Raw genomic sequence first — 24,313 nt, forward strand, 5'->3', positions numbered from 1 at the left:
TTAAATTATCAAATTCATGCCAAAGAGGCATGATTAAGGCTTGCCGCCCGTGAGAGAGCACCATGGATATCCGAGCCCTGCGTTACTTTGTCGAACTGGTGCGGGAGCAGAGCTTCACCCGCGCCTCCGAGAAGCTGTTCGTCACCCAGCCCACCATCAGCAAGATGATCCGCAACATGGAGGAGGAGCTGGGTCAGCCGTTGCTCAACCGGGAGGGGCGCCGCTTCACCCTGACCGACAGCGGCCAGGTGCTGTTCAACCGGGCCCAGACCATATTGGCCGAGATGCAGCAGCTGGAGGCGGAACTCGCCGATCTGCAGAGCCTGCAATTTGGCCGGTTGGCCCTTGGCATCCCGCCCATGGTGGGCCACGTCTATGCGGATCTCATCCGCACCTATCGCAGCCGCTATCCCAAAGTAGAGCTCTCCATCGTCGAGTACGGTGGCCGGCGCATCGAGCAGGCGGTATTGGAAGGGGAGCTGGATCTCGCCATCACCATGCTGCCGACCAAAGAGGGGGGCGCCCTGAGCGCGCTGGAGCTGGATCAGTATCCCATCCAGGTGGTGTTGCCTGACTTGCCGCGCTGGCGCGCGTGCCGCGAGATCCGGCTGGAGGATCTGCGCGATGAGCCCTTCCTGCTCTACACCCAGGCCTTCACCCTGAGCGAGCGGCTGGAACAGGCGTGCCAGCAGGCGGGCTTCGTGCCCCAGGTGGCGGCTCGCAGCAGCCAGTGGGACTTTCTCACCGCCATGGTGCGCAGCGGCATGGGGGCCGCCTTTCTGCCTGAGCCCATCTGCCGTCGGCTGACCCCGGACGGGCTGGTGTTGCGGCCGCTCCTGCCCGAGCTCAGCTGGCGACTCGGGGTGATCTGGCCGAGCGAACGCTATCTCTCCCGCACCGCAGAGGCCTGGCTGGCGCTCTGCCGCGAACAGGGCTGAGCCTCATCAGGGCTCGCCGAAGCGATCCGTCATGGGGTTGTAGAAGTAGGGGCGGTAGTCGAAGTTGATGCCTTCAAGGAAGGGGTTCTCCAGTCGCAGCATGCGCCTCTGCTTGAGCCCGGCAAAGGCGATGGCGGGGCCGAAGCTGTGGCGCCACAAGGCCTGCAGCGAACCGTCCTGCCAGGCCTGCCGCAGCCCCGTCTCCACTCGTTTCAGGGCCTCGCCGTTTGCCACATTGGTATAGAAGACCCTGGGCAGCGGGTAGTAGAGCAGCAGGTAGGGATCCATCTTCAGACCCCCTATGTCCTTGTGGGTCAGCAGCTCGCTGCGCAGTTCGCTCGCCCCGCGGCACAAGAGATCGAACCGGCCGCGCGCCACCATCTTGAACAGCATTTCGTAGCCATCCACCTCCACCACCTTGAGACCGGCGTGGCGCAGTATCTCCACATCCAGCCAGCCCTTGCCCTGGCCGAACGTGAAACGGCGCAATCCTGCCAGGTCATTTACCTCCGCCAGGGCCGCCTGCCGTTGGGGGCTGACGAAGCAGATGCGATAGCTGACGATGCCGAGATGAATGGGGAAGCGGACATACGCCAGCCCTTTGCCATCGCGCGTGCTGCTGTAGCTGTCCATGGCAAACAGGTTGGTGAAACTGTTGAGCTGCAGGCTGAGCCGCACCCTGGCCTTGGTCATGGCCGGGGCGGGCACCAGCTCATAGTCGCCGAAGGTGTCGCGGGTCTTGTCGAGGGCGAGACGCAGCAGCTCCCTGTCATAGGTCATGCGCGGATCCCGCTCGCTCTCCGGGCTGATGTAGGTGAAGCGGGTGGCCGCCTGAGCCCCCATCGACAGGAGACACAGCAGCGTCATGACCAGCAGAGTCGCCCGTCTGCTGATCTTCATGAGGGCGACAAGGGGGAGCGGCAGGTTGCCTGCACGCACGGGCTGCGCCGTCTGGTGATTGGCGGGCCGCAGCTGGCGTCCACGCCAGGCAAACAGGGCATGCATCACGGGCTGCCCGCCAGTGGGGTGAGTGACTCCCCGGCTTGGCGCCACGCCTGGCCATGCCGGCGGCCTGTGAGCCCCATCAGGGGTCAATGCCAAAGTCATCGCGTACCGGGTCATAAAGATAGGGCCGATAGTCGAACCCCTCCTTGGGCAACAAGGGGTTGGTCAGCCTGAAAATCTGGCGCGGCCCCAGATTGGCGAACACCAGGGAGGCTTGGAAATGGTGGCGCCAGAGCCGTTTCAGCGAACCATCCTGCCAGGCCAGTTGCAGGCCGCGCTCGATGCGTTGCCGCTCCTTGCTGTATTGGGCGTGGCTGTAGATCACATGGATCAGCGGATAGAAGAGCGCGACATGGCGATCGACCACCAGCCCGGGCAGTCCGGCTTGATGGGTTTTCCACTCGGGGAGTATCTCGTTGGCACCGCGGCAGAAGAGTGCGACGCGGCCACGGGCCACCATGCGAAACAGCGACTCGTACTTTTCCACCTCCTGCACCTGAAAGCCGTTGTGGCGCAAGATATCGGCATCCTGCCAGCCGCTGCCCGTGCCCTGGTTGAAACCTTGCAACTGGGCCAGTGTGCCGACCCTGGCCAGTTCATCCGCCCGGGAAGCGCCGACGAAGCAGACCCGATAACCGAGAATGCCGAGATCGATGGGGAAGGGGATGGCAGTGACGCGATCGCCGGGGGACTGCAGGGGCCAGCTGTCGATGATGAAGAGAGCGTTGGCCCCGGGTTCCTGCACCTCGATCCGCATCCGTGCCTTGTTCATCGGCAGCGAGTCGAGCAGCTCATAGTCGCCATAGTCGGGGCGGGTCTTCTCCAGCGCCAGCTGCATCACCTCCCGGTAGTAGCGCATCCGCGCATCCTGCCCGTTTTCGGGGCTGAGCAGGGTAAAGCGGGTGGCCGCCATCGGGGGGGAGGAGAGGAAAAGGCAGAGGATCAGCAACAGGAGTCTATACATCTCGGCTAGGCTCTACGACTTTGGTCCATCCATTATAGTCCGGCGCCCGGGGCTGCGCCCTGCCCCCGGGCTGGCTTGCCTCGCTACCAGAATGAGCCCGTCAGGACGACGCCATCAGGCTGCCCAGCTGGCGACAGAGCCGGCGCAGGGTCTGGTTGTCGAGGGCGCCAAAGCCGAGCAGCCAGCCCTCCAGACCCGGCTCGCCTAGATAGAACTGGCCGAGCGGGCGCAGGCCAATACCCATGTCATTGGCACTTTTGGTCCAGTGCGCCTCGCCGCCGGCGGGCAGCAGCACGGCGCACTGCAAACCGGCGCCGCTGTGAACCGGGGTGAGGGCGGGGCAGTGACTGGCGAGCTCGCTCAGCAGCAGGTCGCGCCGGCTCTGGTAGATGAGCCGGCTCTGGCGCAGGTGGGTGGCGAAGTGACCGGCGCGGATGAAATCTGCGGTGACCGCCTGCTGCAGTTGGTTGCTGTGGCCATCGAAGGCTGCCCTGGCCCGGCAGAAGGCATCCATCAGCGGCCTTGGCAGCACCAGATAGGCGAGTCGAAGCGAGCCGAACAGCACCTTGCTGAAGGTACCCACATAGATGACCCGCCCCTGGCCATCCAGCCCCTGCAGGGCGGGGAGCGGCCGCTGATCGTACTGATACTCGCCGTCGTAATCGTCCTCCAGGATCCAGGCGCCGTGACGCTCGGCCTCGCGCAGCAGCGCCATCCGGCGAGGCAGGCTCATGGGCACGCCCAGGGGATACTGGTGGGCCGGCGTGGTGTAGATGAGGCGCGGCGCCGGATGTTGTCCCAGTGGATTGAGCCCTTCCCCATCCACGGGCACGGGGTGGACCCTGGCACCGGCGCTCTCCATGGCGGTGCGGGCCCCAGGATAGCCGGGATCTTCCACCCAGACGGTGTCGCCGGCATCGATGAGCAGCTGGGTCGCCAGCAGTATCCCCTGCTGGGAGCTGGTGAGGATCAGGATCTGCTCCGGCTCGCACACCACGCCGCGGGACTGCACCAGATAGCTGCTGATGGCGCTGCGCAGCTCGGGCAACCCCTGCGGGTCGCCGTAGTTCATCCAGCGCTCCCCCTGCTGGCGCCACTGTTGCTGCATCAGCCGGCCCCAGAGCCCGTGGGGGAAGAGGCGGGGATCCGGTTGGCTGGAGGCAAAGGAGGCGCCGACGTGCGGCGTGTCGTGACAGGCGCCCCCCGCCGCCATCTCCTGGCCACGGCGGGAGAGTCCGGCCGCCGACTGGGGCTGACGTGGCGCCGGGCACACGGCCGCCAGCGCCACGAAGCTGCCGGCCCCCACCTTGCGCACCAGATAGCCCTCCGCCTCCAGCCGGCCATAGGCCAGCTCTACCGTGCTGCGGGAGATGCCGAGATCGCCGGCCAGCATGCGACTTGCGGGCAGCCGGCTGTGCTGGGGCAGATGGCCGGCCAGAATGGCGCCTCGCAACATGCGCACCAGCTGTTCGTGCAGCGGCAGCTCGCTGGGTTGCTGAGTGGCGAACAGGGTTGGCAGGGCGGGCATGGTTATTTCCAGGCAGACAATTGGTCTGCCCATATTGGCAAAATTGGTCGGCGTGGCAAGGCCATTATGTCGCTACATTGAGGCTCAAGGTTCGGGATCAACAGATATTGGCAATGAAAGGAGTCTGCATGTCGGAATACGGCGCCACCATCAGCTGGCAGTGCAGGGCCGGCGAGCCCTTCGTCGATCAGCGCTACAGTCGGGCCCACTGGTGGGAGTTTGATGGCGGCGTCAGGGTGCCCGCCTCCTCCTCCCCGCACGTAGTGCCCTTGCCTTGGTCGGTGGCCGAGCATGTCGATCCGGAGGAGGCCTTCGTCGCGGCCCTCTCCAGTTGCCACATGCTCACCTTCCTCTGGCTGGTGGCCAGGGCGGGTTATCGGGTGGAGAGCTACCGGGACGAGGCGGTGGGCATCATGGAGGCGGACGACAGGGGTCGCCAGTCCATTACCCGGGTCACATTGCAGCCGCTGGTGCAGTTTGCCGGCGAGCGGCAACCCACCCTGGCCGAGCTGGAGCAACTGCACCATCAGGCCCATGAGGAGTGCTTCATCGCCAACTCGGTCAGGACCACAGTGATCACCAAGATAGTGCAGTGGTCACGGGAGACTTAGCAATGAGCCATGTATTGGGTACCGGCTTGGTCAGTCCGGTCAACACAGTCGTCACCACCCGGACTCGGGTCTGGTCACAAGGAGGTTTATCATGAGTCAGGTATTGAGCAGCGGGCTGGCCAGTGCGGCAGAGGCCAGCGCCTTCTTCGAGGCCCAGCTGGCCTATCGCACCGACCCGGCCGATCTGGCTGCGGATCTGCTGGCGGGCGAGGCGCGCATCGTCGTCATCGACACCCGCTCCGCCGGCCACTATGCCGAGGGACACATTCCCGGTGCCATCAGCTTCCCCCACGCCACCATGAACCCGGCGACCACGGCCGCATTGGCACGGGACAAGGTCTATGTCTGCTATTGCGACGGCATCGGCTGCAACGGCTCGACCCGCGGCGCCTGCAAGCTGGCGGCGCTGGGGTTTCAGGTCAAGGAGCTGATCGGCGGCCTGCACTGGTGGCGCCAGGACGGCTTTGCCGTCGCCACCGGCAACGAGGCGGGCGTGCTGCAAACGGGAGGGGTCGCCTGTGGCTGCTGATATCCATCTGAACGAGTTCGGCCAGCCGGTCGGTGCGCCGCTGCCCGATTGGCGGGGTGCCGAGTTTCCGCCCCGTCGCCCTCTCAGCGGCTGGGGCTGCCGGCTGGAACCGCTGGATCCCGAGCGTCACGGCCCCGGCCTGTGGCAGGCCTTCAGCGCCGACAGCGGGGCCATGTGGACCTACCTGACCACGGGCCCCTACGCAGAGGAAGCGGATATGCTGGCCTGGCTGCGAGAGTGCGCCGCCAAGACAGATCCCCAGTTCTACACCATCTTCGATGAGCATGGTGAACAGCCTCTGGGGCTGGCCAGCTACCTGCGCATCGATCCCCTGGCGGGCAGCATAGAGGTGGGCTGGCTGCACTTCTCGCCGGCTCTGCAGCGCTCGCGGCTGGCGACGGCGGCCATGGCGCTGATGATGGCCAACGCCTTTGCCCTCGGCTACCGGCGTTACGAATGGAAGTGCAATGCCTTCAACCGACCCTCCTGGCAGGCGGCACTGCGGCTCGGTTTCAGCTACGAGGGAACCTTTCGCCAGAGCCGGGTGGACAAGGGGCGGGCACGGGATACCGCCTGGTTCTCGGTGATCGACGGCGAGTGGCCGGCGTTGCAGGCCTGCTTTGCGCGCTGGCTGGCGGAGGAGAACTTCGATGAGGCCGGCAGGCAGCGGTTGCGGCTATCCGAGCTGACCGCCGCTTGTCGAGCCAATAACGACTGACCCGGCAACATAACAGAGGCCCCGTCAGCGGGGCCTCTGTCGTTTCAGGCGTTACTCATGGTGCTCGCCGATGGGAGCGGCGATCCACTTCAGCAGGGTCAGCATGTCCTGTGGCGCCACCCCGACCGAGAGGCCGCGCTTGCCGCCGCTCACCAGAATCTCGTCAAACGCCATGGCGGAGTCGTCGAGCACTGTGGGCAGCAGTTTCTTCTGGGCCAGCGGGCTGATGCCGCCGACCTTGTAGCCGGTCAGCTTCTCGGCCTCGGCCGGTTTCATCATCTCCACCTTCTTCAAGCCTGTGGCCTTGGCCAGCTGCTTGAGGCTGCACATGCCCGACGAGGGCACTATGGCGACTACCGCCTGCTTGTCGTGATGGGCGACCAGGGTCTTGAACACCTGGGCCTCCGGCAGGCCGAGCTGGGTCGCGGCATGTTTGCCGAAATCGTCGTGAGCTTCGCACTCGTAGGGATAGAGTTTGTGGGGGATCTTGAGCTTTTTCAGCAGGTTGATGGCAGGAGTCATGATGGTTGCCTTGAATCGAATCGCATAAAAACAAGGCCAAACAGTCTGCGCCTGCCAAGCAGGGGATGCAAGCCGGTCGCAGCGGCAGGAGGTGGCACGTCCGACATTGTGAATAGAGACAGTGCCTGGGCCTTGTTGACCGCCGCCGAACCCTTGCTTCCCATGCGCCAGATATGAAAAAGCCCGGGTCAGTGACCCGGGCTGTTTGCGGCTGCGCGTATCAGGAGAAACAGGCTTGCAGCACGTAGAAGATGGCGATGGCCAGGATGGCACCTGCGGGCAGGGTGATGATCCAGGAGACCACTATGTTGCGCAGCACGCCCAGGTTCAGGGCGGCTATGCCACGGGCCAGACCGACACCCATAACAGCACCCACCAGGGTCTGGGTGGTGGAGATGGGCAGACCCGTGCCGGAGGCGATCACCACGGTCGCGGCGGTGGCCAGCTGGGCGGCGAAGCCACGGCTCGGGGTTAGATGGGTGATGCCGGTACCGACGGTGGCCATCACCTTCTCGCCCATGGTGGCGAGGCCGATGACTATGCCTATGCCGCCGAGCGGCAGGATCCACCAGGCGATGGTGGACTGACCGGCGATCTGACCGGCGCTGTCGACGATGGAGACCACGGCGGAGAGCGGGCCTATGGCGTTGGCCACGTCGTTGGATCCGTGGGCAAAAGCCATGGCACAGGCGGTGATCACCATCAGGATGCCGAATACCTTCTCCACGTTGGCGAAGTGCATCTTGCTGTCATCCTGCGGGTTGTATTGCTGGCCGCGAATATAGAGCCAGCCGGCAAATGCCACCGCGATGGAGATGACGATGGAGAGCAGGATCCCTTCGCCGTCGCTCAGGTGCAGACCGACGTGGGTCAGCCCCTTCTTGATGGTCACCAGGCAGATCACCAGGGCGGTCAGGAACATGTAGAAAGGCACGTAGCGCTTGGCATTGGCCAGGGGATCATCTGTGTTGAAGATGAGCTTCTGCACGCTGATGAACATGAAGTAGGCGATGATGCCCGAGATGGCCGGGGTGATGATCCAGGAGCCGACTATGCCGCCGAACTTGCTCCACTGCACAGCTTCCGGACCTATGCTCACCACGGCGAAGCCGACGATGGCACCTATGATGGAGTGGGTGGTGGAGACGGGCCAGCCGAAGTAGGAGGCCAGGATCAACCAGGCGCCGGCCGCCAGCAGGGAGGCGATCATGCCGAGCACCAGCAGATCCGGGGTGTCGGCAAAGGCGTTGGTATCTATGATGCCGTTGCGTATGGTGGCTGTCACTTCGCCGCCGGCCAGATAGGCACCGGCAAATTCGAAGATCATGGCGATGATGATCGCCTGACGTATGGTCAGGGATTTGGTGCCGACCGATGTGCCCATGGCGTTGGCCACGTCATTCGCGCCTATCCCCCAGGCCATCAAAAAGCCGAACAAGGCCGCCACGAGCACCAGAGTAGTGCCGTAATTCGCGATAATGTCCATTAATAGTGTTTACCCAGTCAGTCGATTACGAACGAGCCAGCATCAGTTCCAGACGGGCGCCAACGCGCTCGGCCTGATCTGCCAGGTCACCTACCCATTCGAGGATCTTGTAGAGGAACATAACGTCGATCGGATTGTATTTCTGCTCAACGGCTTGCAGCTGTTGGCGCAGCCCGATCTGCATGGTGTCAGTATCGTCCTCGATAAGATCCAGCTGATGGATCATCTCGGCAACCATTTCAACTTCACGTCCTTTGAAGCCGGTTTCGAGCAGCTCATCGAGTTCTCCGATGGCTTTTTCGGCTTGGGCGGTCGCATCGATACAACGTTTGAGATAGGCCATGAAATCGGCACGCATCTCGGCAGGGAATTCCATTCGACGACCAAGCATGCGGCCGGAGATATCCTTGGCACGGTTGGCAATCTTGTCTTGCTGGGTCAGCAGCTCCAGCAGGTCGGTACGGGCGACCGGCAGGAACAGGCCGCGAGGCAGTTTCAGACGAATTTCACGCTTGAGGATGTCCGCCTCTTTTTCCAGCTGGGCTATCTGCTGCCGGATCTTCTCGGCATCTTCCCAACGGTCTTCGGCAACGGCGTCAAAGAAGGGAATGAGCTGCTCGCAGCACACGTGAACCTTGACGATATGCTTCTGCAGCGGCTTGATGGGGGACTTGGCAAAAAGCCCCAAAATAGTATTTACTGGCATGGCCAAACCTGTGTCGGTGAAAAAACACTCGATACGATTTTATGAGGGGCGCATGGTAACCGAACTGCGCCATCAATAAAACCGTGAATTAATCCTGATGTATCGCAGGCATTATATCCTCGCGCTCCACATCATGCCCCCCAAAGTTGCCTGCCAGCCCGGAATGACTATGCAAACTGAGATCGAGATAAAGTTTTTTGTCTCACAAGATATTCAACAGCCACTATCCAAGCTTCTGAATTCACTTGAAATTATATCAAGCTCCCAGGTCGAGCTCGGCAATGTCTATTTTGATACGCCGACTCTGGATTTACGTCGGCTGGAAATGGGATTGCGGATTCGTCGCAGCGATGATTTTGCCGAGCAGACGATTAAATGTCGGGGCCAGGTGGTGGGGGGATTGCATGCCAGGCCCGAATATAATGCCCCCGTACATGGCGATGTGCCCCTGCTTGCGGCTTTTCCAGCCGAGCTTTGGCCGAGTCTGGTGGTGCGCGACGACATCCAGGCCAGGCTGGTGGCCCAGTTCAGGACCGACTTCCTGCGCCGCCACTGGCTGGTCGCCTTCGAGGGGGCCGAGATCGAGCTGGCCTGGGATCAGGGTGAGATCGTCGGTTCGCTGGGCAAGACCTGTATCGATGAGCTGGAGCTGGAACTCAAGTCCGGCGACGCCCGCGCCCTGTTCGGGTTGGCGGAGCAGCTGGCCGGGCTCGGCGGGGTCAGGCTGGGGGCGCAATCCAAGGCGCAGCGCGGCTATCGGCTGGCGGGGCTCGGCAAGCCGCTGGCGCTGCAATCCTTGCCGGCGATCAATGGGACCGACGCCGCCATGCGCATCACCGCGGGTCTGCAACATTGGCAACATCACGAGCAGTACTGGCTGGAGCAGGCGGACCCCGAACAGCGACGCCTGGCGCTGCAAGAGATCCGGCAAGGGGTTGCGCTCATCGTCGATGCTGCCGCTACGCGGGCGCCAGTGTGGCTGGCTGTGCTGACCGATTTGTCGACTCATCTGGCCTTGTTGGCCCAGGCTCCGGCCGACGCCGGGTGGCAAGCGACCCTGTCGACACTGTTCCATCGCGCCGACTATGTGCGGCTGCAACTGGCCATCGCCGCCTGGCTGCACGCTGGGACATGACATCCGTGCCTTGCAGGGCGCGGCGGCGATAAACAACTGTGATAACGAAAAAGGTGAGCCTGGGCTCACCTTTTTCATGTGGGATGCCTAGCCAGGCGGGGCTGTGCTCAGACCTGGGTGTAGACCTGCCCCGTGCTGCGAACCATGTCCTCCCCCTGGCAGAGCTGCGCCAGCCCGCTGGTGTCACAGGGCTGGCCGTTATGCTCGATACAGAATTCGAACCGGGTCTGGGACTTGACGGGAAGATGGCCCGGATTGGCAGCGGTTGCCTGCCATTGCCACTGCTGCAGCGTCTCCATGGCGGCTTCGCTGAATGTGTCATCACTGCGGGCCAGCACGCGGATCTGTTCGGCCCGGCCCGCTTCATTGATCACGTACTCGAGCGAGGTACACCCCATCTTCTCGGCCAGTATGGCTTCCTTGGGGTAGCGGGATTCGTTCCTGCTGAGAGGGCTCCACTGGGCATTCACATCCGTGATCTTGCTCAGGGGGAGAGAGGTGAGGTGCACGCTCTGGGTCTGGTGACTGCAACCTGTCAATGCGCACAGGGCGCCCACTAAAAGAGTGGCTTTCATGTTCGCTTCCCTTCGTTCGTTTTATTGTTCCTGGCGGGGCCCGGCCCGCCGCTCGGCACTGCCATTAATAAAATATCCAGCCACGAATGAAAACCCTTTCCGGGCTGCAGGCCATAAAAAACCGCCTCGCGGCGGTTTTTTCATCCCTTTTTGACTCAGTAGTAGCCAGCGTCATCCGGATTGGGCCGGGTCTTGAAACGACGGTGCAGCCACATGTACTGCTCGGGGGCCTTGCGAACCGCCGCTTCTATCTCCCTGTTGGCGCGGGTGGCGTCGGCCAGGTCGTCACCACTGGGGTAATCGGCGAGCGGCGCCCCGATATGCAGGGTATAACCCTCTTGGGTGCGGATGTTGTAGCAGGGCAGGGTGACGGTATTTTTCACCCGCGCCAGGGTGGCTGTGCCCGTGATGGTGGCGGCCTGTTCGACCGCGAAGTAGGGCACGAACACGCTGGCGTGGCTGCCGTAGTCGTGATCCGGCGCGTACCAGAGGGCGTCGCCGTTGCGCAGCGCCTTGATCATCCCCTTCACGTCCATGCGGTCCACCAGATACTTGTTGGAGGCGCAGCGACCGTGGTACTGGGCATACTCCAGCACCGGATTGGTGTTGGGGCGGTAGACGCCGACCCCGGGGCGCACCAGGCCGAAGCAGCGGGCGTTCAGCTCCAGCGTCAGGAAGTGGCAGGAGAGCAGCAGCATGCCCTGCTTCTTCTCCATGGCGGCGATGACGTGTTCTTCCCCTTCCACCTTCATCAGGTTGCGCATCCGCCAATCCGGCCAGAACCAGGCCATGCCCACCTCGAAGATGGCGCAGCCTACGCTCTCGAAGTTGGCCTTGAGCAGCTTCTCCCGCTCATCCTTGGTCAGCTCGGGCATCGCCAGTTCCAGGTTGCGGCGGGCAATTTTGACGCGGGATTTCAGCAGCTTGCGGGCGAGACGACCCAGTTGACGGCCCAGCCACATCTGGCTGCGCCAGGGCAGCAGCACCAGCAGCCAGAGCAAGCTGAGGCCGAACCAGCTGCCCCAGTAGCGGGGGTGGAACAGATGGGGGTCGAGGCGGGGTGCATTATCGTGGGCCATGAAAAGTCTCTTGTTCGCAATCGCCATGCACCGGGGCAAGCCCGGTCGAATAAGGGGAGGCGATAAAGGCACGTGGGTATCCTGAGCGGATAGTTTTACTCGCAATCGGGGGATTCTAGCCGAAAAGCGGGGTCGGGGGCGAATGGCTATGTGCTGGTCAGAGGGGCTGCTTGCCTCTGATCCGCGTGGCGCGGACTGTAACTATGAGTTTCCTTAAATGGAAACCACAGGTTTGCTTTTTCTACACCGTAGAAAAGAGTGTGATAAAATCGGCGACTGAATTTTTCAGGTTTTGAGAGTCGATACAGATGAAGATCACCCTGCCCGAGTTTGAAAAAGCCCGCGTTCTGGTCGTTGGCGATGTCATGTTGGACCGCTATTGGCATGGCCCCACCGGCCGGATCTCGCCCGAGGCCCCGGTGCCCGTGGTCAAGGTTGAGCACATTGAGGAGCGCCCGGGTGGCGCCGCCAACGTGGCCCTCAACTCTGCCGCCCTGGGCGCCCACGCCGTGCTGCTGGGCCTGACCGGTCAGGATGAGGCCGCCGATGCGCTGGCTGGCCAGATGGCTGGCGTCAAGGTCGCCTGTGATTTCGTTCGTCTGGCCGACTATCCGACCATCACCAAGCTGCGGGTGTTGTCCCGCAACCAGCAGTTGCTGCGTCTGGACTTCGAGGAAGCGTTCCACGATGTCGATGCCACTCTGCTGATGAACAAGGTGGAGCAGGCGCTGCCGAACAGCGACGTGATGATCCTCTCCGACTACGGCAAGGGTGCCCTCAACGACGTACCCGGCATGATCCAGCGTGCCCGCGCCGCCGGCATTCCCGTACTGGTCGACCCCAAGGGGACCGAGTTCGAGAAGTATCGCGGCGCTACCCTGCTGACCCCCAACATGTCCGAGTTCGAGGCCGTGGTGGGCAAGGTGAAGGGTGAAGAGGATCTGGTCGCCAAGGGACTGGAGCTGGTCAAGCGTTTCGAGCTGGAGGCCCTGCTGGTCACCCGTTCCGAAAATGGCATGACCCTGATCCGCGAAGGTCAGCCAGAGCTGCACCTGCCGGCCCAGGCCCACGAGGTCTACGACGTGACAGGTGCCGGTGATACCGTCATCTCCACCCTGGCCACCTCGCTGGCCGCCGGCATGAGCCTGGACGAGGCCTGTGCCCTGGCCAACACGGCGGCCGGTATCGTGGTCGGCAAGCTGGGTACCTCCACCGTCAGCCCGGTCGAGCTGGCCAATGCCCTCTACACCGAGCAGGAGACCGGCTTTGGCGTCATGTCCGAGGCTCAGCTCAAGGTTGCCGTGCAGGCTGCCCGCCTGCGTGGCGAGAAGGTGGTGATGACCAACGGCTGCTTCGACATACTGCACGCCGGTCACGTCTCCTACCTCGCCAATGCCGGCAAGCTGGGGGATCGCCTGATAGTGGCGGTCAATACCGATGACTCGGTCCGTCGCCTGAAGGGGCCGGGTCGCCCGGTCAATTCGACCGACCGTCGCATGGCCGTGCTGGCCGCGCTGGGCGCCGTGGACTGGGTGGTGCCCTTTGCCGAAGATACGCCCCAGCGGCTGATCGCCGAAGTGCTGCCCGACCTGCTGGTCAAGGGCGGTGACTACAAGCCGAAGGATATCGCCGGTTACGACGAGGTGACCGCCAACGGTGGCGAGGTGCGCGTGCTCAACTTCGAGGATGGCTGCTCCACCAGCGACATCATCAAGACCATCCGCGAACGCGGATGAGTCAAAACCCGGCTCAGGCCGGGTTTTTTTATGTCTGGCGCGTCAGAGCGCGGAAGTGGCACCTAGCGGTACCAGTCTGCGGCAAAGCAACCGGCCGCTGCGGGCAACAGCAAGCGCAGATAACGAAAAGGCGACCCTGAGGTCGCCTTTTTCATGACATGAGCTGCGGGGCTCAGGACTTCTTGGTGACCTTGGCGGCAGGCATCAGCCCCTGGTTCACCTCTTCCAGATCCTTCTGCTCAAGGGTGCCGGCGGCCTGCTTGAGGGAGAGGATGCTGAGGATGTAGTTGTAGCGGGCTTCGGAGAGCTTCTGCTTGGCTTGGTACAGCTTGCGGGTGGAGTCCAGCACGTCGACTATGGTGCGGGTGCCGACCTCATAACCGGCCTCGGTCGCCTTGAGGGCGCTGTCGGCGGAGATGACGGACTGGCCGTAGGCGCGTACCGAACCTATGCTGGCGTTCACGTTGTTGTAGGAGGAGCGAACCGTGCTCTGCACAGAGCGGAAGCTGCGCTCCAGCTGCTCGCTGGCGGCCACGTAGTTGAACTGTGACTGCTTGACCTGGGAGGTGGTCGCACCACCCGTGTAGAGCGGCAGCTTGAAGTTCAGGCCTATGTTGCCCTGATTGCTGTTGCTCTCGGGGTTGCGGATCTCGTCCTTGTAGTCGTTGTAGCTGGTGGAGAGACCGGCGCCCAGATCCACGGTCGGCTCATGACCCGTCTTGGCCAGATCGATCTGCTCCTTGGCGATGTCCTTGCCGATGCGGGCGCTGTGCAGTTGCAGGTTCTTGTCCAGCGCCAGCTCCAGCCACTTGTCAGAGTTGAACGGCGTCTTCTGCGGGGTGAAGCGCTCTGTGTTGAGCACGTCCAGCTGACGGTGGTCGATGCCGGTCAGTTCACGCAGGCTCTCGTAGCTGTTGTCCAGGGTGTTTTCGGCATTGATCTCGTCCGCCAGCGCCTGGTCGCGCTCGGCCTCGGCCTCATGCACGTCCGTGATGGCGGTCAGGCCCACTTCGAAGCGCTGCTGGGTCTGTTCCAGCTGGCGTTCCACCGCGGCCTTGTTGGCGCGGACGAATTCCAGGGTGTCCATCGCCTTGAGCACGTCGAAATAGGCCTGGGAGGTACGCAGCATCAGGTTCTGGACTTCGAGGTTGTAGGCCACGTCAGACTGGGTGGCGCTCTTCTCGGTCAGATCCAGGTTGACCCAGTTGCTGCGGCGGTAGATGGACTGATCCAGCGAGAGGGAGCCGGTGGCATTGCTGTTGGTCTGGGTGTCACCCTTGTTCTGCAGGTAGTTCAAACCGGCACCCAGATTGATTTGGGGCAAGAGGGCTGCGCGGGATTCGTTGATCTTCTCGAAAGCCTGATCACGCTTGGCCTTGGATTCCAGCAGTTGGGTGTCCTTGATCTGAGCCTGTTGGTAAATATCGAGCAGGTTTTCGGCATGGGCGCCGGCGCTGACGCCCAGCAACACCATGGCTGACAAGAGTGTTCTTTTCATAGATCGTTTTAACCTTATGTATTAACCCAAAGCTGTCGCTGGATGAAGGAGGGGTATTGTCACTGAGCAAGCTTGATTTCAGCTTAATCACTCTACTATAAGCAAAATTTTATGATAACTGTCTCTTTTCCAGCGACAGGAACGTCAAGCACGAGGGGGAGTTTTCTCCCCCTCGTGCCTAGCCAAATACCCTGTGGCTGCTAAAATCCATCCCTCATCTCCGTCGGGAACGAGTGAATGAATGTTCATTCATGTTCTCGGATTTTATGGTCAAACCGAGCCAAGTCAAGCTGGCGGGAGTCTCGTATGTCGCAGCAAGCCTTGCCCCAAACCCGTCACTATTCTGCCGATGACGTAAAAATCATCGATAAATCATCGGGATATAACGGCTTCTTCAAAGTGAACGTCTATCGCCTGCAGCACAGGTTATTTGCGGGGGGCTGGAACGAACCCATAGTGCGCGAGCTGTTCGAGCGCGGTCATGCCGGTGCCCTGCTGCCCTACGATCCTGTGCGCGACCAGATAGTGCTGGTGGAGCAGTTTCGCATCGGCGCCATCGAGACCAGTCCCACCCCCTGGCTGCTGGAGCTGGTGGCCGGCATCATAGATGAAGGGGAAACCGCCGAAGCCGTGGTGCGCCGCGAGGCGGTGGAAGAGGCCGGGATCGAGGTGGGTCGCTGTGAGCATGCCATCAGCTATCTGGTGAGCCCGGGTGGCAGCACTGAGCGGATCGAGGTCTATGTGGGCGAGGTGGATGCCAGCAAGGCCGAGGGGATCCACGGTCTGGCGGAGGAGGGCGAGGATATCCGGGTGCACGTGGTGAGCCGCGAGCAGGCCTATGCCTGGCTCAAAGAGGGGCGCATCGACAACGCGGCCTCCGTCATAGCGCTGCAGTGGCTGGCCCTCAATCACGGCGAGCTGCGGGCTCGCTGGCTGGCGGGGCGCTGAGGTGGCGCTCGTTCACACCCAGGCCAGGCGTTATGTGCCTGATTTGATGTCCTTGCAGCGTACCTGCGAGGTGAATTATATGGCCTTGATGAAACTGTTGCCGCCGGGCGGCACAGTCGGGGCCGAACGCCGTTATCAGGTGGGCAACGGCCTGCAATTCCAGCTCACCGTCAGCGAGGAGAGCCGCTTCACCAGCCAGGTGATCCTGGCCCAGCACAACCCGGAATTGCCGAGCTACTTGCAGGCTCGCATCGAGATTCGTTTGTATCATGATGTGCGGATGGCGGAAGTGTGTGCGGCGCAACAGATTTCGAGGTTGCAACCACGTTATGATTATCCCAATAAAAAAATGCACCAGCGGGATGAAAAGGAGCAGGTAAATCTGTTCCTGGCCGATTGGCTAAAATTTTGTCTCAGACATGGTACCAGCCTGATAAACATCCTCTAGTTGAACTTATAAAAAGAAGCGTGATTTTGGAAACAGAGCTACCCCAGGCGCAGGACGGCAGTGTGCGCCTGTTACAAATTACCGACACCCACCTCTTCGCGAGTGCCGAGGGGCGGCTATTGGCCGTGCGCACCGCGGAGAGCCTGGCTGCCGTGCTGGAGCGGGTGCAGGCCAACGATCATCCGTTTGATCTGATCCTGGCGACCGGCGATCTGTCGCAGGATCACAGTCCGGAATCCTACCAGCGCTTTGCCAGCATGATGGCTCCGCTGGCACGCCCCATCTACTGGCTGCCCGGCAACCATGACGACGGCCCCCTGATGACCGAATACCTGCATGCGGCCGGTATCAGCGAGGCCAAGCAGCTGGTGGGCGAGCACTGGCAGGTGATACTGCTGGATACCCAGGTGCGCGGCAAACCGCACGGCGTGCTCGGCGATCACCAGCTGGCGGCGCTGGACAGTGCACTGCGCCAGCACCCCGAGCGCCATGCCCTGATAGCCCTGCACCATCAGGCGGTGCCTGTGGGTTGCGCCTGGCTGGATCAGCACAATCTCAAGAACGCCGACGACCTGTTCGCCGTGCTGGCCCGTCATCCCCAGCAGAAAACCATCTTGTTTGGCCATGTCCATCAGGAGTTTGACGAGACGCATCGTGGGGTACGGCTGATTGCCAGTCCCTCCACCTGCATCCAGTTCAAGCCGCTTAGCGATGGTTTCGCGCTGGACGAGTCAGGTCCGGGCTGGCGCTATCTTACCCTGCATCCGGATGGCCGGGTCGCGAGCCAGGTGTGGCGTCTGCCGGTGGGGCAGTTTGTGCCCGACCCCGATGCCACCGGTTATTGAGGAGGCCGCTTCCATGACCTCCGTTTTGCTTTATCTGCACGGTTTCAATTCATCACCCGGCTCGGCCAAGGCGCAGCAGATGGCTGCCTGGGTAGCGGCGCACAGGCCCGACATCGAGGTGATTATCCCGGCCCAGCCCAATACGCCGGCGGCGGCCTGGGCGGCCATAGCGCAGACCATTGAAGCGGCCAGCGCCCGTCACGGTAACCGCCTCAAGCTTGGCGCCGTGGGCAGCTCACTCGGCGGTTTTATGGCAACGAGAGTCAGTGAGTTGTATGGCTGCCGCGCGGCCCTGATCAACCCGGCGGTGCGCCCTCACGAGCTGCTCTGCGACTATCTGGGCCCCCAGACCAATCCCTATACCGACGAGCGCTACGAGCTGCTGCCGGCCCACATGGACGAGCTGCGGGCGCTGGCGGTGCCGGTAACCGCCCCCGAACGGCTCTGGATCCTGCAACAGCAGGAGGATGAGGTGCTCGACTATCGCAAGGCGCTGACCGAATACCGCTTTGCCCGTCTCTCGCTGGAGTGCGGTGGCAATCACGCCTTCACCGGGTTCGAGCGCTATCCCGCCCAGATCATTCGTTTCCTCGGGCTCTAGCCATGCAACCGCCGTTGGCCGCCTTTCTGGAACAGGTGCTGGCCACGGCGCAGGCCGGCCTCACCTATTCCAGGGATCCCTTCGATATTGGCCGTTTCGAGGCACTCAGAGCGGCCACGGTCGCCCTGATTGCCAGTCAGAGTGAGCTGGATCCCGCCGCCATCTCAGCATGGATCGCCCTCGATAGCGGTTATCCCACCCCCAAGCTGGATGTGCGGGCATTTATTCAAAACGATGACGGCCATATCCTGCTGGTGCAGGAGCGCAGCGACGGCTGCTGGACCCTGCCGGGCGGCTGGTGCGACATCGGCGATTCGCCGGCCGGTGCCGTAGTGCGCGAGGTGGCCGAGGAGACGGGGCTCGCCTGTCGGGCCGTGCAACTGTTGGCGTTGTTCGACAAGCTCAAACACCCCCATCCGCCCCAGTTGCCCCACGCCCACAAGGCCTTCTTCCTGTGCGAGGTGACGGGGGGCCAACTGCTCACCGAGACCGACGAAACCCGGGGCGCGGCTTACTTCGCCCTCGATGCCCTGCCGCCGCTCTCCCTGCACAGGGTGTTGGCATCCCAGCTGCGTACCCTGCATGCTCATCTGCAGCAGGGGCGGCGCGAGACGCTGTTCGATTGAGACGACAGGGCCCGGCGCCCGGCGGCAAGGAGGCTGCATGATAAAACGCATCGGCAACACCCCCATTGAAGAGAAACACAAGGCCAGCTGTCACTGCGGGGCCGTGGTGCTGGAACTCAGCCTGCCGGATGGGGTGGTGGATCCGCGCCGCTGCGACTGTTCCCTCTGCCGACGGCGTGGCGCCATCGTCGCCTCGGTGCCGCTCTCGGGCATCCGCATCCTGCAGGGAGAGGCGGTGCTGCGCTGCTACCAGTTCAACACCCGCACCGCGAAACACTACTTCTGCAGCGTCTGCGGCATCTACACCCATCACCAGCGTCGCTCCAACCCGGCCGAGTATGGCTACAACCTCGCCTGTCTCGAGGGGGTCAATCCGTTCGAACTGGGGGAGGTGCCGACGCGAGACGGGGTGCATCACCCTGCGGATCGCCCAACCCGTTGAGAACAGGATGACAACCTCGCCTGTCTCTGAAGGATCAATCCGTTCGAGCCGGTGAAGTGCCGCTGCGCGACTGGGTCAACCACCCGGCCGAGTGGTCTGACCGCAAGGGAGCCATCTGCTCCTGTAGCACTGGAAATGGCTGTGTTAACCTTGGCGGGTCTGCTCTGGTGCAGACCCTGGCCGACTTTTATGCCCTTCTCTGCCAACAGGGAGCACGCTTGTGACGACCCCTTCAGCGCTGCCGGATCTGATACTGGGCGCTTCTCTCTACTTTCCACCTCTGTTCAAGGCCGTGCTGTTCGGTCTGCTTGGCTGGTTGCCTGTGCATCATCTGCTGCGTGACTGGCTCTATGGCGGGGATGTCTGGCATCCCCTGCTGATGGATCTCTCCCTGTTTATCCTCGCCGTCAGTGGCGCTTTCTGGATCCTGTTACATGGCTAAATCACCCCTCGCGACCCTCAAATACTTCTCCACCCTGCTGGTGTGCGCCCTGGCGCTGGCGGCGGGCTGGTGGCTGTGGAACTACTACATGCAGGGCCCCTGGACCCGGGATGGCAAGGTGCGGGCCGAGCTGGTCAGCATCACCCCCGAGGTATCGGGCAAGATCATCAAGATAGCGGTCAAGGACAACCAGCTGGTGAAGACGGGAGAGCTGGTCTTCACCCTGGATCCCGAGCCCTATCGGATTGCCCTCGACAACGCCAGCGCGGCGCTCGCCAAGGCCAAATCGGATCTCGACAAGGCCGAGCACGAGGCGACGCGTCGCCGTGGCTTGTCGAATAACGTCATCTCGGCGGAGGCCGGGGACGAGGCACGGCTCAATGCCCAGGCGATGAAGGCGGCCTATCAGGTGGCCCAGGCCAATCTGGAGCAGGCCAAGTGGGCCCTCGCCAAGACCCAGGTGCATGCCGCGAGCGACGGTTACATCACCAACCTGCAGACCCGGGTCGGCAACTATGCCAGCGCCGGGGTGCCGCTGGTGGCACTGGTGGATATCCACTCCTTCTATGTGCAGGGTTATTTCGAAGAGACCAAGCTCAGGCGCATAGCGCCGGGCAAGCCGGCCGAGGTGGTGCTATACAGCGGGGATCAGACCCTGCGCGGCGAGGTGGAAAGCATAGGGCGCGCGATTCACGATCAGAGCGTGGACGGTGGCAGCAGCCTGCTGCTCGACGTCAAACCGAACGTGCCCTGGGTGCGGCTGGCCCAGCGGGTGCCGGTGCGGATCCGCCTGCTGGATGTGCCGCCCGAGCTGGCCCTGATCGCGGGCACCACCTGCACCATCACCATAGGGGAATGAGGTGAGTGCAATCGGGTCGCTCTGGCGCCGGACCCCCTGGGGCAAGGCCAGCGGTGGCCAGTGGCGTTATGCCCTGCGCAACAGCCTGGCCATGTGCCTGTCGCTCTGGCTGGCGTTTGTCTTGCAGCTGGATGCCCCTTACTGGGCCATGACCTCGGCCGCCGTGGTGAGTTTTCCCACCGTCGGCGGGGTCATCAGCAAGAGTCTGGGGCGGGTGGTCGGCAGTCTGATTGGCGCCATGGCGGCCGTGGTGATCACCGGCCTTGGCATCAGCGACCCCTGGTTGTTCAGCTTTCTCATCGCCCTCTGGCTCGGGCTCTGTACCTACATCTCCAACCACTATCAGAACAACGTCTCCTACGCCTTTGCCCTGGCGGGTTACACGGCCGCCATCATCGCCTTCTCCTGCGTCAACGTGGTCGATCCGCACCATATCTTCGACATAGCCCAGGCCCGGGTGAGCGAGGTGATCATCGGCATCCTCTGCGGTGGCCTGATGATGATGATCCTGCCCAGCACCTCCGACAGCGAGACCCTGCTGCAATCGCTGCGCAAGAGCCAGAGCCGCCTGCTGGAACATGCCCAGCTGCTCTGGCTGGGGGAGGCCAACCCGGATGTGCGCAGTGCCCACGAGGGGTTGATAGGCCAGATCCTCACCATGAACGTGCTGCGCATTCAGGCGGTCTGGAGCCACCACCGGCTGCGCCGCCACAACAAGCTGCTCAACTTCCTGCTGCACCGCCAGCTGCGGATCATCAGCCTCATCTCCAGCCAGCGCCGCATGCTGCACAACTGGCCGGAGCAACCGGCTGGCATTCAGGCGCTGCTGGCCAGCCTGCTGGCCGAGCTGGGCAAGCCGGCGTGCGACAAGTATCGCATCGCCCGCCTGCTGGCTCCGTTCGCGCCGACTGCAGGGGGCGATTATCGTCACCGCACCTTCTGGCTGCGGCTGCGTCACTTCTGCTGGAGCTATCTGGAGTGCCAGCGCTGGCTGAGCCGGCTGGAACAGTATGACGATCGGGAGTGGCCGGCCCCGCCGCGCCACACCTCGCTCACCAGCCACATCGACAGCTATGAGGCGGCCTACAACGGTGGCCGCACCTTCCTCTGCGTGCTGCTGGGTTGCGCCTTCTGGATCCACAGCCAGTGGGATCTGGGGGGCACGGCGCTGACCATGCTCTCTATCTGCTGCGTGCTCTACTCGGCGACGCCGGCGCCGGCCAAGGGGGTCAACACCATGCTGCAGGCTATTTTGCTGCTGAGCCTGGTCTGTTTCGCGGTCAAGTTCGGCCTGATGATCCGCATCGACGACTTCTGGCAGTTCTGCGCCCTGCTGTTTCCCGTGCTGGTCACCATGCAGATGTTCAAGCAGCAAAAGCCCAGGATGGCGGTGCTGTGGGGTCAGCTCATAGTGCTGCTCGGCTCCTTTCTCTCCATCACCAACCCGCCGAGCTACGACTACTCGTTGTTCATCAATACCAGCATCAGCCAGGTGCTGGGGGTGATGGCGGCCGGGCTGGCGTTCCAGATCCTGCGGCCGAGCTCGGATCGGCGCAAGAGTCGCCGCATCATGCGTATCCTGCGCCACGACTTCATGGACCAGCTGGCACCCAGGCCACAGCAGAGCGAGAGCCAGTTCGAATCGCGCATCTATCACGGCATCAGCCAGCTCAGCCAGAGCCAGGATCAGACGGCCCGGCTCTGGGTGCTGCGCTGGGGTGTGGTGCTGCTCAACTGCAGCCACATCGTCTGGCAATTGCGCCAGTGGCGTGGCGACGATCAGCCGCTCTATCTGGTGCGAGATGCCTGCATTCGCTGCCTGCGAGGGATCCTTACCGAGCGGGGGGTGCAGCATGACTCCCTCGAGCGGACGCTGGCCGAGCTGCAACGCATCAGCCAGGGGCTGGCTCGTCATCGGGATCCGGCGGCGCTGGATCTGGCTGGCATGGTGTGGCGGCTGCACAGCTCTCTCTCCCAGCTGCAGCAGGCGCTGCCGGTGGCGTCAGCCGCGACCTGAGTCCGGACTTGGGCCTGGCCGGCCCCTGTCTGGATCACCCTTTCCCGCAGTCGGGTTTGTCCAAGGCCCTCCCAACGAGTAAGATTCTCCCCAAACGTCAATTCGCAAGGCCCTCCATGTCCACTCAATACAATGCGGATGCCATTGAGGTCCTCAATGGCCTCGAACCGGTGCGTCGTCGCCCCGGCATGTACACAGACACCACCCGGCCCAATCACCTCGGCCAGGAGGTCATCGACAACAGCGTCGATGAGGCGCTGGCGGGCCATGCCCGTACCCTGGAGGTGACCCTGTTTGAAGACCAGTCCCTCGAGGTGATCGATGACGGCCGCGGCATGCCGGTCGACATTCACCCGGAGGAGGGGGTATCCGGTGTGGAGCTGATCCTCTGCAAGCTGCACGCGGGGGGCAAGTTCTCCAACAAGAACTATCAGTTCTCCGGCGGTCTGCACGGGGTGGGCATCTCGGTAGTGAACGCCCTCTCCGATCGGGTCGAGGTGACGGTGCGCCGCGACGGCCAGGTCTATGACATCGCCTTCGAGCGCGGCGACAAGGTGCAGGAGCTGACCATCACCGGCACCTGCGGGCGCCGCAACACGGGCACCCGGGTACGCTTCTGGCCGCAGGCGAGCTATTTCGACTCGCCCCGCTTCTCGGTCACCAAGCTGGAGCACCTGCTCAAGGCCAAGGCCGTGCTCTGCCCCGGCCTCACCATCAAGTTCCTCGACAAGAACACCGGCATCAAGCTGGAGTGGTGCTACGAAGATGGCCTCAAGGATTATCTGGTCGATGCGGTCAAGCAGTTCACCTGCCTGCCGGAGCAGCCCTTCGTCGGCGCCTTCAGCACAGAGCAGTCCGCGGTGGACTGGGCGCTGTGCTGGTTGCCGGAAGGGGGCGAGTGCCTCGCCGAATCCTATGTGAACCTGATCCCGACGCCGCAGGGCGGTACTCACGTCAACGGCCTGCGCCAGGGTCTGCTCGACGCCATGCGCGAGTTCTGCGAGTTCCGCAACCTGCTGCCGCGCGGGGTCAAGCTGACCCCGGAAGACATCTGGGATCGCTGCGCCTACATCCTCTCCATCAAGATGCAGGATCCCCAGTTTGCCGGTCAGACCAAGGAGCGGCTGTCGTCGCGCCAGAGCTCTGCCTTCGTGTCGGGGGTGGTGAAGGATGCCTTCAGCCTGTTCCTCAACAGCAACACCGAGCTGGCGGAGCAGATCGCCGAGATCTGCATCTCCAGCGCCCAGCGCCGGTTGCGTGCCGCCAAGACTGTGGTGCGCAAGAAGATCACTCAGGGCCCGGCCCTGCCCGGCAAGCTGACCGACTGCAACTGCGCCGACCCCATGCAGGGGGAACTCTTCCTGGTGGAAGGTGACTCGGCAGGCGGCAGCGCCAAGCAGGCGCGGGATCGTGAATTCCAGGCCATCATGCCCCTGCGCGGCAAGATACTGAACACCTGGGAGGTGGAGGCCGGTCAGGTGCTCGCCTCGCAAGAAGTGCACGACATCTCTGTGGCCATCGGCCTGGATCCTGACTCGGAAGACCTCTCCGGCCTGCGCTACGGCAAGGTGTGCATACTGGCGGATGCGGACTCGGACGGTCTGCACATAGCCACCCTGCTGTGCGCACTGTTCGTGAGGCACTTCCGCACCCTGGTCAATCATGGCCACGTCTATGTGGCCATGCCGCCGCTCTACCGGATCGACATCGGCAAGGAGGTGTTCTACGCCCTAGACGAGGACGAGAAGAACGGCGTGCTGCAGCGGGTCGAGGCCGAGAAGAAGAAAGGCAAGGTGATGGTGACCCGATTCAAGGGTCTGGGCGAGATGAACCCGAAACAGCTGCGGGAAACCACCATGGATCCCAATACCCGCCGCCTGGTGCAGCTCACCATGGGCGAGCTGGAGGAGGGGGACGAGACCCTGCAACTGATGGACATGTTGCTGGCCAAGAAGCGTGCCCCGGATCGCCGCGAGTGGCTGGAAGAGAAGGGCAACCTCGCCATCATCTAAGCCGTCGGCTGGCCCTGTACGGGCCAGCAAGCATTTAGCCGGA

General features: G+C 62.9%; 25 protein-coding genes. 16 read left to right on the forward strand and 9 right to left on the reverse strand.

The genetic code is table 11. The features are described 5' to 3' along the window. Positions 1–62 precede the first annotated feature (62 nt). The gene (locus IU367_RS02640; RefSeq protein WP_274453373.1) at positions 63–938 is read left to right on the forward strand and encodes a LysR family transcriptional regulator; all 876 of its coding nucleotides are present in this window, start codon (positions 63–65) and stop codon (positions 936–938) included. 6 nt (positions 939–944) lie between these two features. Here the strand turns inward: IU367_RS02640 and IU367_RS02645 are convergent, their stop codons facing one another. The 3 genes from IU367_RS02645 to pdxR form a co-directional block, all read right to left on the reverse strand. Then, positions 945–1,805 carry a hypothetical protein gene (locus IU367_RS02645; RefSeq protein ID WP_274454340.1) on the reverse strand — a complete coding sequence of 287 codons (861 nt, stop codon included), beginning with the start codon at positions 1,803–1,805 and terminating at the stop codon, positions 945–947. Between the two features lie 217 nt (positions 1,806–2,022). After that, the gene (locus IU367_RS02650) at positions 2,023–2,907 is read right to left on the reverse strand and encodes a hypothetical protein (protein WP_274453374.1); all 885 of its coding nucleotides are present in this window, start codon (positions 2,905–2,907) and stop codon (positions 2,023–2,025) included. 100 nt (positions 2,908–3,007) lie between these two features. Beyond that, complete coding sequence (pdxR, locus tag IU367_RS02655) at positions 3,008–4,435, reverse strand: MocR-like pyridoxine biosynthesis transcription factor PdxR (protein ID WP_274453375.1); 1,428 nt, start codon at positions 4,433–4,435, stop codon at positions 3,008–3,010. 128 nt (positions 4,436–4,563) lie between these two features. Between pdxR and IU367_RS02660 the strand changes: the two genes are divergently transcribed. From IU367_RS02660 to IU367_RS02670, 3 genes are all read left to right on the forward strand, one after another. Next, complete coding sequence (locus IU367_RS02660; protein WP_274453376.1) at positions 4,564–5,046, forward strand: OsmC family protein; 483 nt, start codon at positions 4,564–4,566, stop codon at positions 5,044–5,046. A gap of 91 nt (positions 5,047–5,137) precedes the next feature. Then, on the forward strand, positions 5,138–5,575 hold the full coding sequence (locus IU367_RS02665) for a rhodanese-like domain-containing protein (RefSeq protein ID WP_274453377.1): 438 nt from the start codon (positions 5,138–5,140) through the stop codon (positions 5,573–5,575). Continuing rightward, positions 5,565–6,293, forward strand: coding sequence for a GNAT family N-acetyltransferase (locus IU367_RS02670; RefSeq protein ID WP_274453378.1), 729 nt, complete (start codon positions 5,565–5,567; stop codon positions 6,291–6,293). The genes IU367_RS02665 and IU367_RS02670 overlap by 11 nt, the downstream gene beginning before the upstream one ends. 51 nt (positions 6,294–6,344) lie before the next feature. Here the strand turns inward: IU367_RS02670 and ybaK are convergent, their stop codons facing one another. From ybaK to IU367_RS02685, 3 genes are all read right to left on the reverse strand, one after another. Further along, on the reverse strand, positions 6,345–6,815 hold the full coding sequence (gene ybaK / locus IU367_RS02675; RefSeq protein ID WP_042868183.1) for a Cys-tRNA(Pro) deacylase: 471 nt from the start codon (positions 6,813–6,815) through the stop codon (positions 6,345–6,347). 220 nt (positions 6,816–7,035) lie between these two features. Continuing rightward, entirely contained in the window at positions 7,036–8,301 is a 1,266-nt protein-coding gene (locus tag IU367_RS02680; RefSeq protein ID WP_042868184.1) for an inorganic phosphate transporter, read from the reverse strand. Positions 8,302–8,326: 25 nt separating this feature from the next. Further along, a complete protein-coding gene (locus IU367_RS02685; protein WP_042653142.1) occupies positions 8,327–9,007 on the reverse strand; it encodes a TIGR00153 family protein in 681 nt (226 codons plus the stop codon). 169 nt (positions 9,008–9,176) lie between these two features. Here IU367_RS02685 and IU367_RS02690 point away from each other — a divergent pair, with 169 nt between their 5' ends. Next, entirely contained in the window at positions 9,177–10,142 is a 966-nt protein-coding gene (locus IU367_RS02690; RefSeq protein ID WP_274453379.1) for a CYTH domain-containing protein, read from the forward strand. A 107-nt stretch (positions 10,143–10,249) separates the two neighbouring features. Here the strand turns inward: IU367_RS02690 and IU367_RS02695 are convergent, their stop codons facing one another. Both IU367_RS02695 and lpxL read right to left on the reverse strand, forming a co-directional pair. Continuing rightward, on the reverse strand, positions 10,250–10,717 hold the full coding sequence (locus IU367_RS02695) for an energy transducer TonB (protein WP_043137134.1): 468 nt from the start codon (positions 10,715–10,717) through the stop codon (positions 10,250–10,252). Between the two features lie 155 nt (positions 10,718–10,872). Further along, positions 10,873–11,796 carry an LpxL/LpxP family Kdo(2)-lipid IV(A) lauroyl/palmitoleoyl acyltransferase gene (gene lpxL / locus IU367_RS02700; protein ID WP_274453380.1) on the reverse strand — a complete coding sequence of 308 codons (924 nt, stop codon included), beginning with the start codon at positions 11,794–11,796 and terminating at the stop codon, positions 10,873–10,875. A gap of 308 nt (positions 11,797–12,104) precedes the next feature. Between lpxL and hldE the strand changes: the two genes are divergently transcribed. Further along, positions 12,105–13,532: a bifunctional D-glycero-beta-D-manno-heptose-7-phosphate kinase/D-glycero-beta-D-manno-heptose 1-phosphate adenylyltransferase HldE gene (gene hldE, locus IU367_RS02705; protein WP_103472152.1), complete on the forward strand. Its 1,428-nt coding sequence runs from the start codon at positions 12,105–12,107 to the stop codon at positions 13,530–13,532. A gap of 172 nt (positions 13,533–13,704) precedes the next feature. On the opposite strand, the gene tolC is transcribed toward hldE, so the two are convergent. After that, the gene (gene tolC / locus IU367_RS02710) at positions 13,705–15,030 is read right to left on the reverse strand and encodes an outer membrane channel protein TolC (RefSeq protein WP_098982054.1); all 1,326 of its coding nucleotides are present in this window, start codon (positions 15,028–15,030) and stop codon (positions 13,705–13,707) included. Positions 15,031–15,336: 306 nt separating this feature from the next. Here tolC and nudF point away from each other — a divergent pair, with 306 nt between their 5' ends. The 10 genes from nudF (at position 15,337) to parE (ending at position 24,270) form a co-directional block, all read left to right on the forward strand. Beyond that, positions 15,337–15,978 (forward strand): ADP-ribose diphosphatase, encoded by a 642-nt coding sequence (gene nudF, locus IU367_RS02715; RefSeq protein WP_043554440.1) that lies wholly within the window; start codon positions 15,337–15,339, stop codon positions 15,976–15,978. A 1-nt stretch (position 15,979) separates the two neighbouring features. Next, positions 15,980–16,426: a DUF1249 domain-containing protein gene (locus IU367_RS02720; protein WP_043137119.1), complete on the forward strand. Its 447-nt coding sequence runs from the start codon at positions 15,980–15,982 to the stop codon at positions 16,424–16,426. 26 nt (positions 16,427–16,452) lie between these two features. Then, positions 16,453–17,271 (forward strand): 3',5'-cyclic-AMP phosphodiesterase, encoded by an 819-nt coding sequence (gene cpdA, locus IU367_RS02725; protein WP_274453382.1) that lies wholly within the window; start codon positions 16,453–16,455, stop codon positions 17,269–17,271. 13 nt (positions 17,272–17,284) lie between these two features. Further along, positions 17,285–17,872 carry a YqiA/YcfP family alpha/beta fold hydrolase gene (locus tag IU367_RS02730; RefSeq protein ID WP_241279668.1) on the forward strand — a complete coding sequence of 196 codons (588 nt, stop codon included), beginning with the start codon at positions 17,285–17,287 and terminating at the stop codon, positions 17,870–17,872. A gap of 2 nt (positions 17,873–17,874) precedes the next feature. Beyond that, positions 17,875–18,498 (forward strand): NUDIX hydrolase, encoded by a 624-nt coding sequence (locus IU367_RS02735; protein WP_103472156.1) that lies wholly within the window; start codon positions 17,875–17,877, stop codon positions 18,496–18,498. A gap of 37 nt (positions 18,499–18,535) precedes the next feature. Further along, on the forward strand, positions 18,536–18,940 hold the full coding sequence (locus IU367_RS02740) for a GFA family protein (RefSeq protein WP_043137111.1): 405 nt from the start codon (positions 18,536–18,538) through the stop codon (positions 18,938–18,940). A gap of 199 nt (positions 18,941–19,139) precedes the next feature. Further along, positions 19,140–19,382 (forward strand): DUF1656 domain-containing protein, encoded by a 243-nt coding sequence (locus IU367_RS02745; RefSeq protein WP_043137108.1) that lies wholly within the window; start codon positions 19,140–19,142, stop codon positions 19,380–19,382. Further along, positions 19,375–20,241 (forward strand): efflux RND transporter periplasmic adaptor subunit, encoded by an 867-nt coding sequence (locus IU367_RS02750; RefSeq protein WP_274453383.1) that lies wholly within the window; start codon positions 19,375–19,377, stop codon positions 20,239–20,241. Before IU367_RS02745 ends, IU367_RS02750 begins: the two co-directional genes overlap by 8 nt. Before the next feature lies 1 nt (position 20,242). Further along, positions 20,243–22,258: an FUSC family protein gene (locus tag IU367_RS02755; RefSeq protein ID WP_274453384.1), complete on the forward strand. Its 2,016-nt coding sequence runs from the start codon at positions 20,243–20,245 to the stop codon at positions 22,256–22,258. A gap of 116 nt (positions 22,259–22,374) precedes the next feature. Beyond that, the gene (gene parE / locus IU367_RS02760) at positions 22,375–24,270 is read left to right on the forward strand and encodes a DNA topoisomerase IV subunit B (protein WP_103472158.1); all 1,896 of its coding nucleotides are present in this window, start codon (positions 22,375–22,377) and stop codon (positions 24,268–24,270) included. Positions 24,271–24,313: the final 43 nt, after the last annotated feature.

It is taken from the genome of Aeromonas bestiarum, from assembly GCF_028751155.1.
GTDB lineage: Bacteria > Pseudomonadota > Gammaproteobacteria > Enterobacterales > Aeromonadaceae > Aeromonas > Aeromonas bestiarum.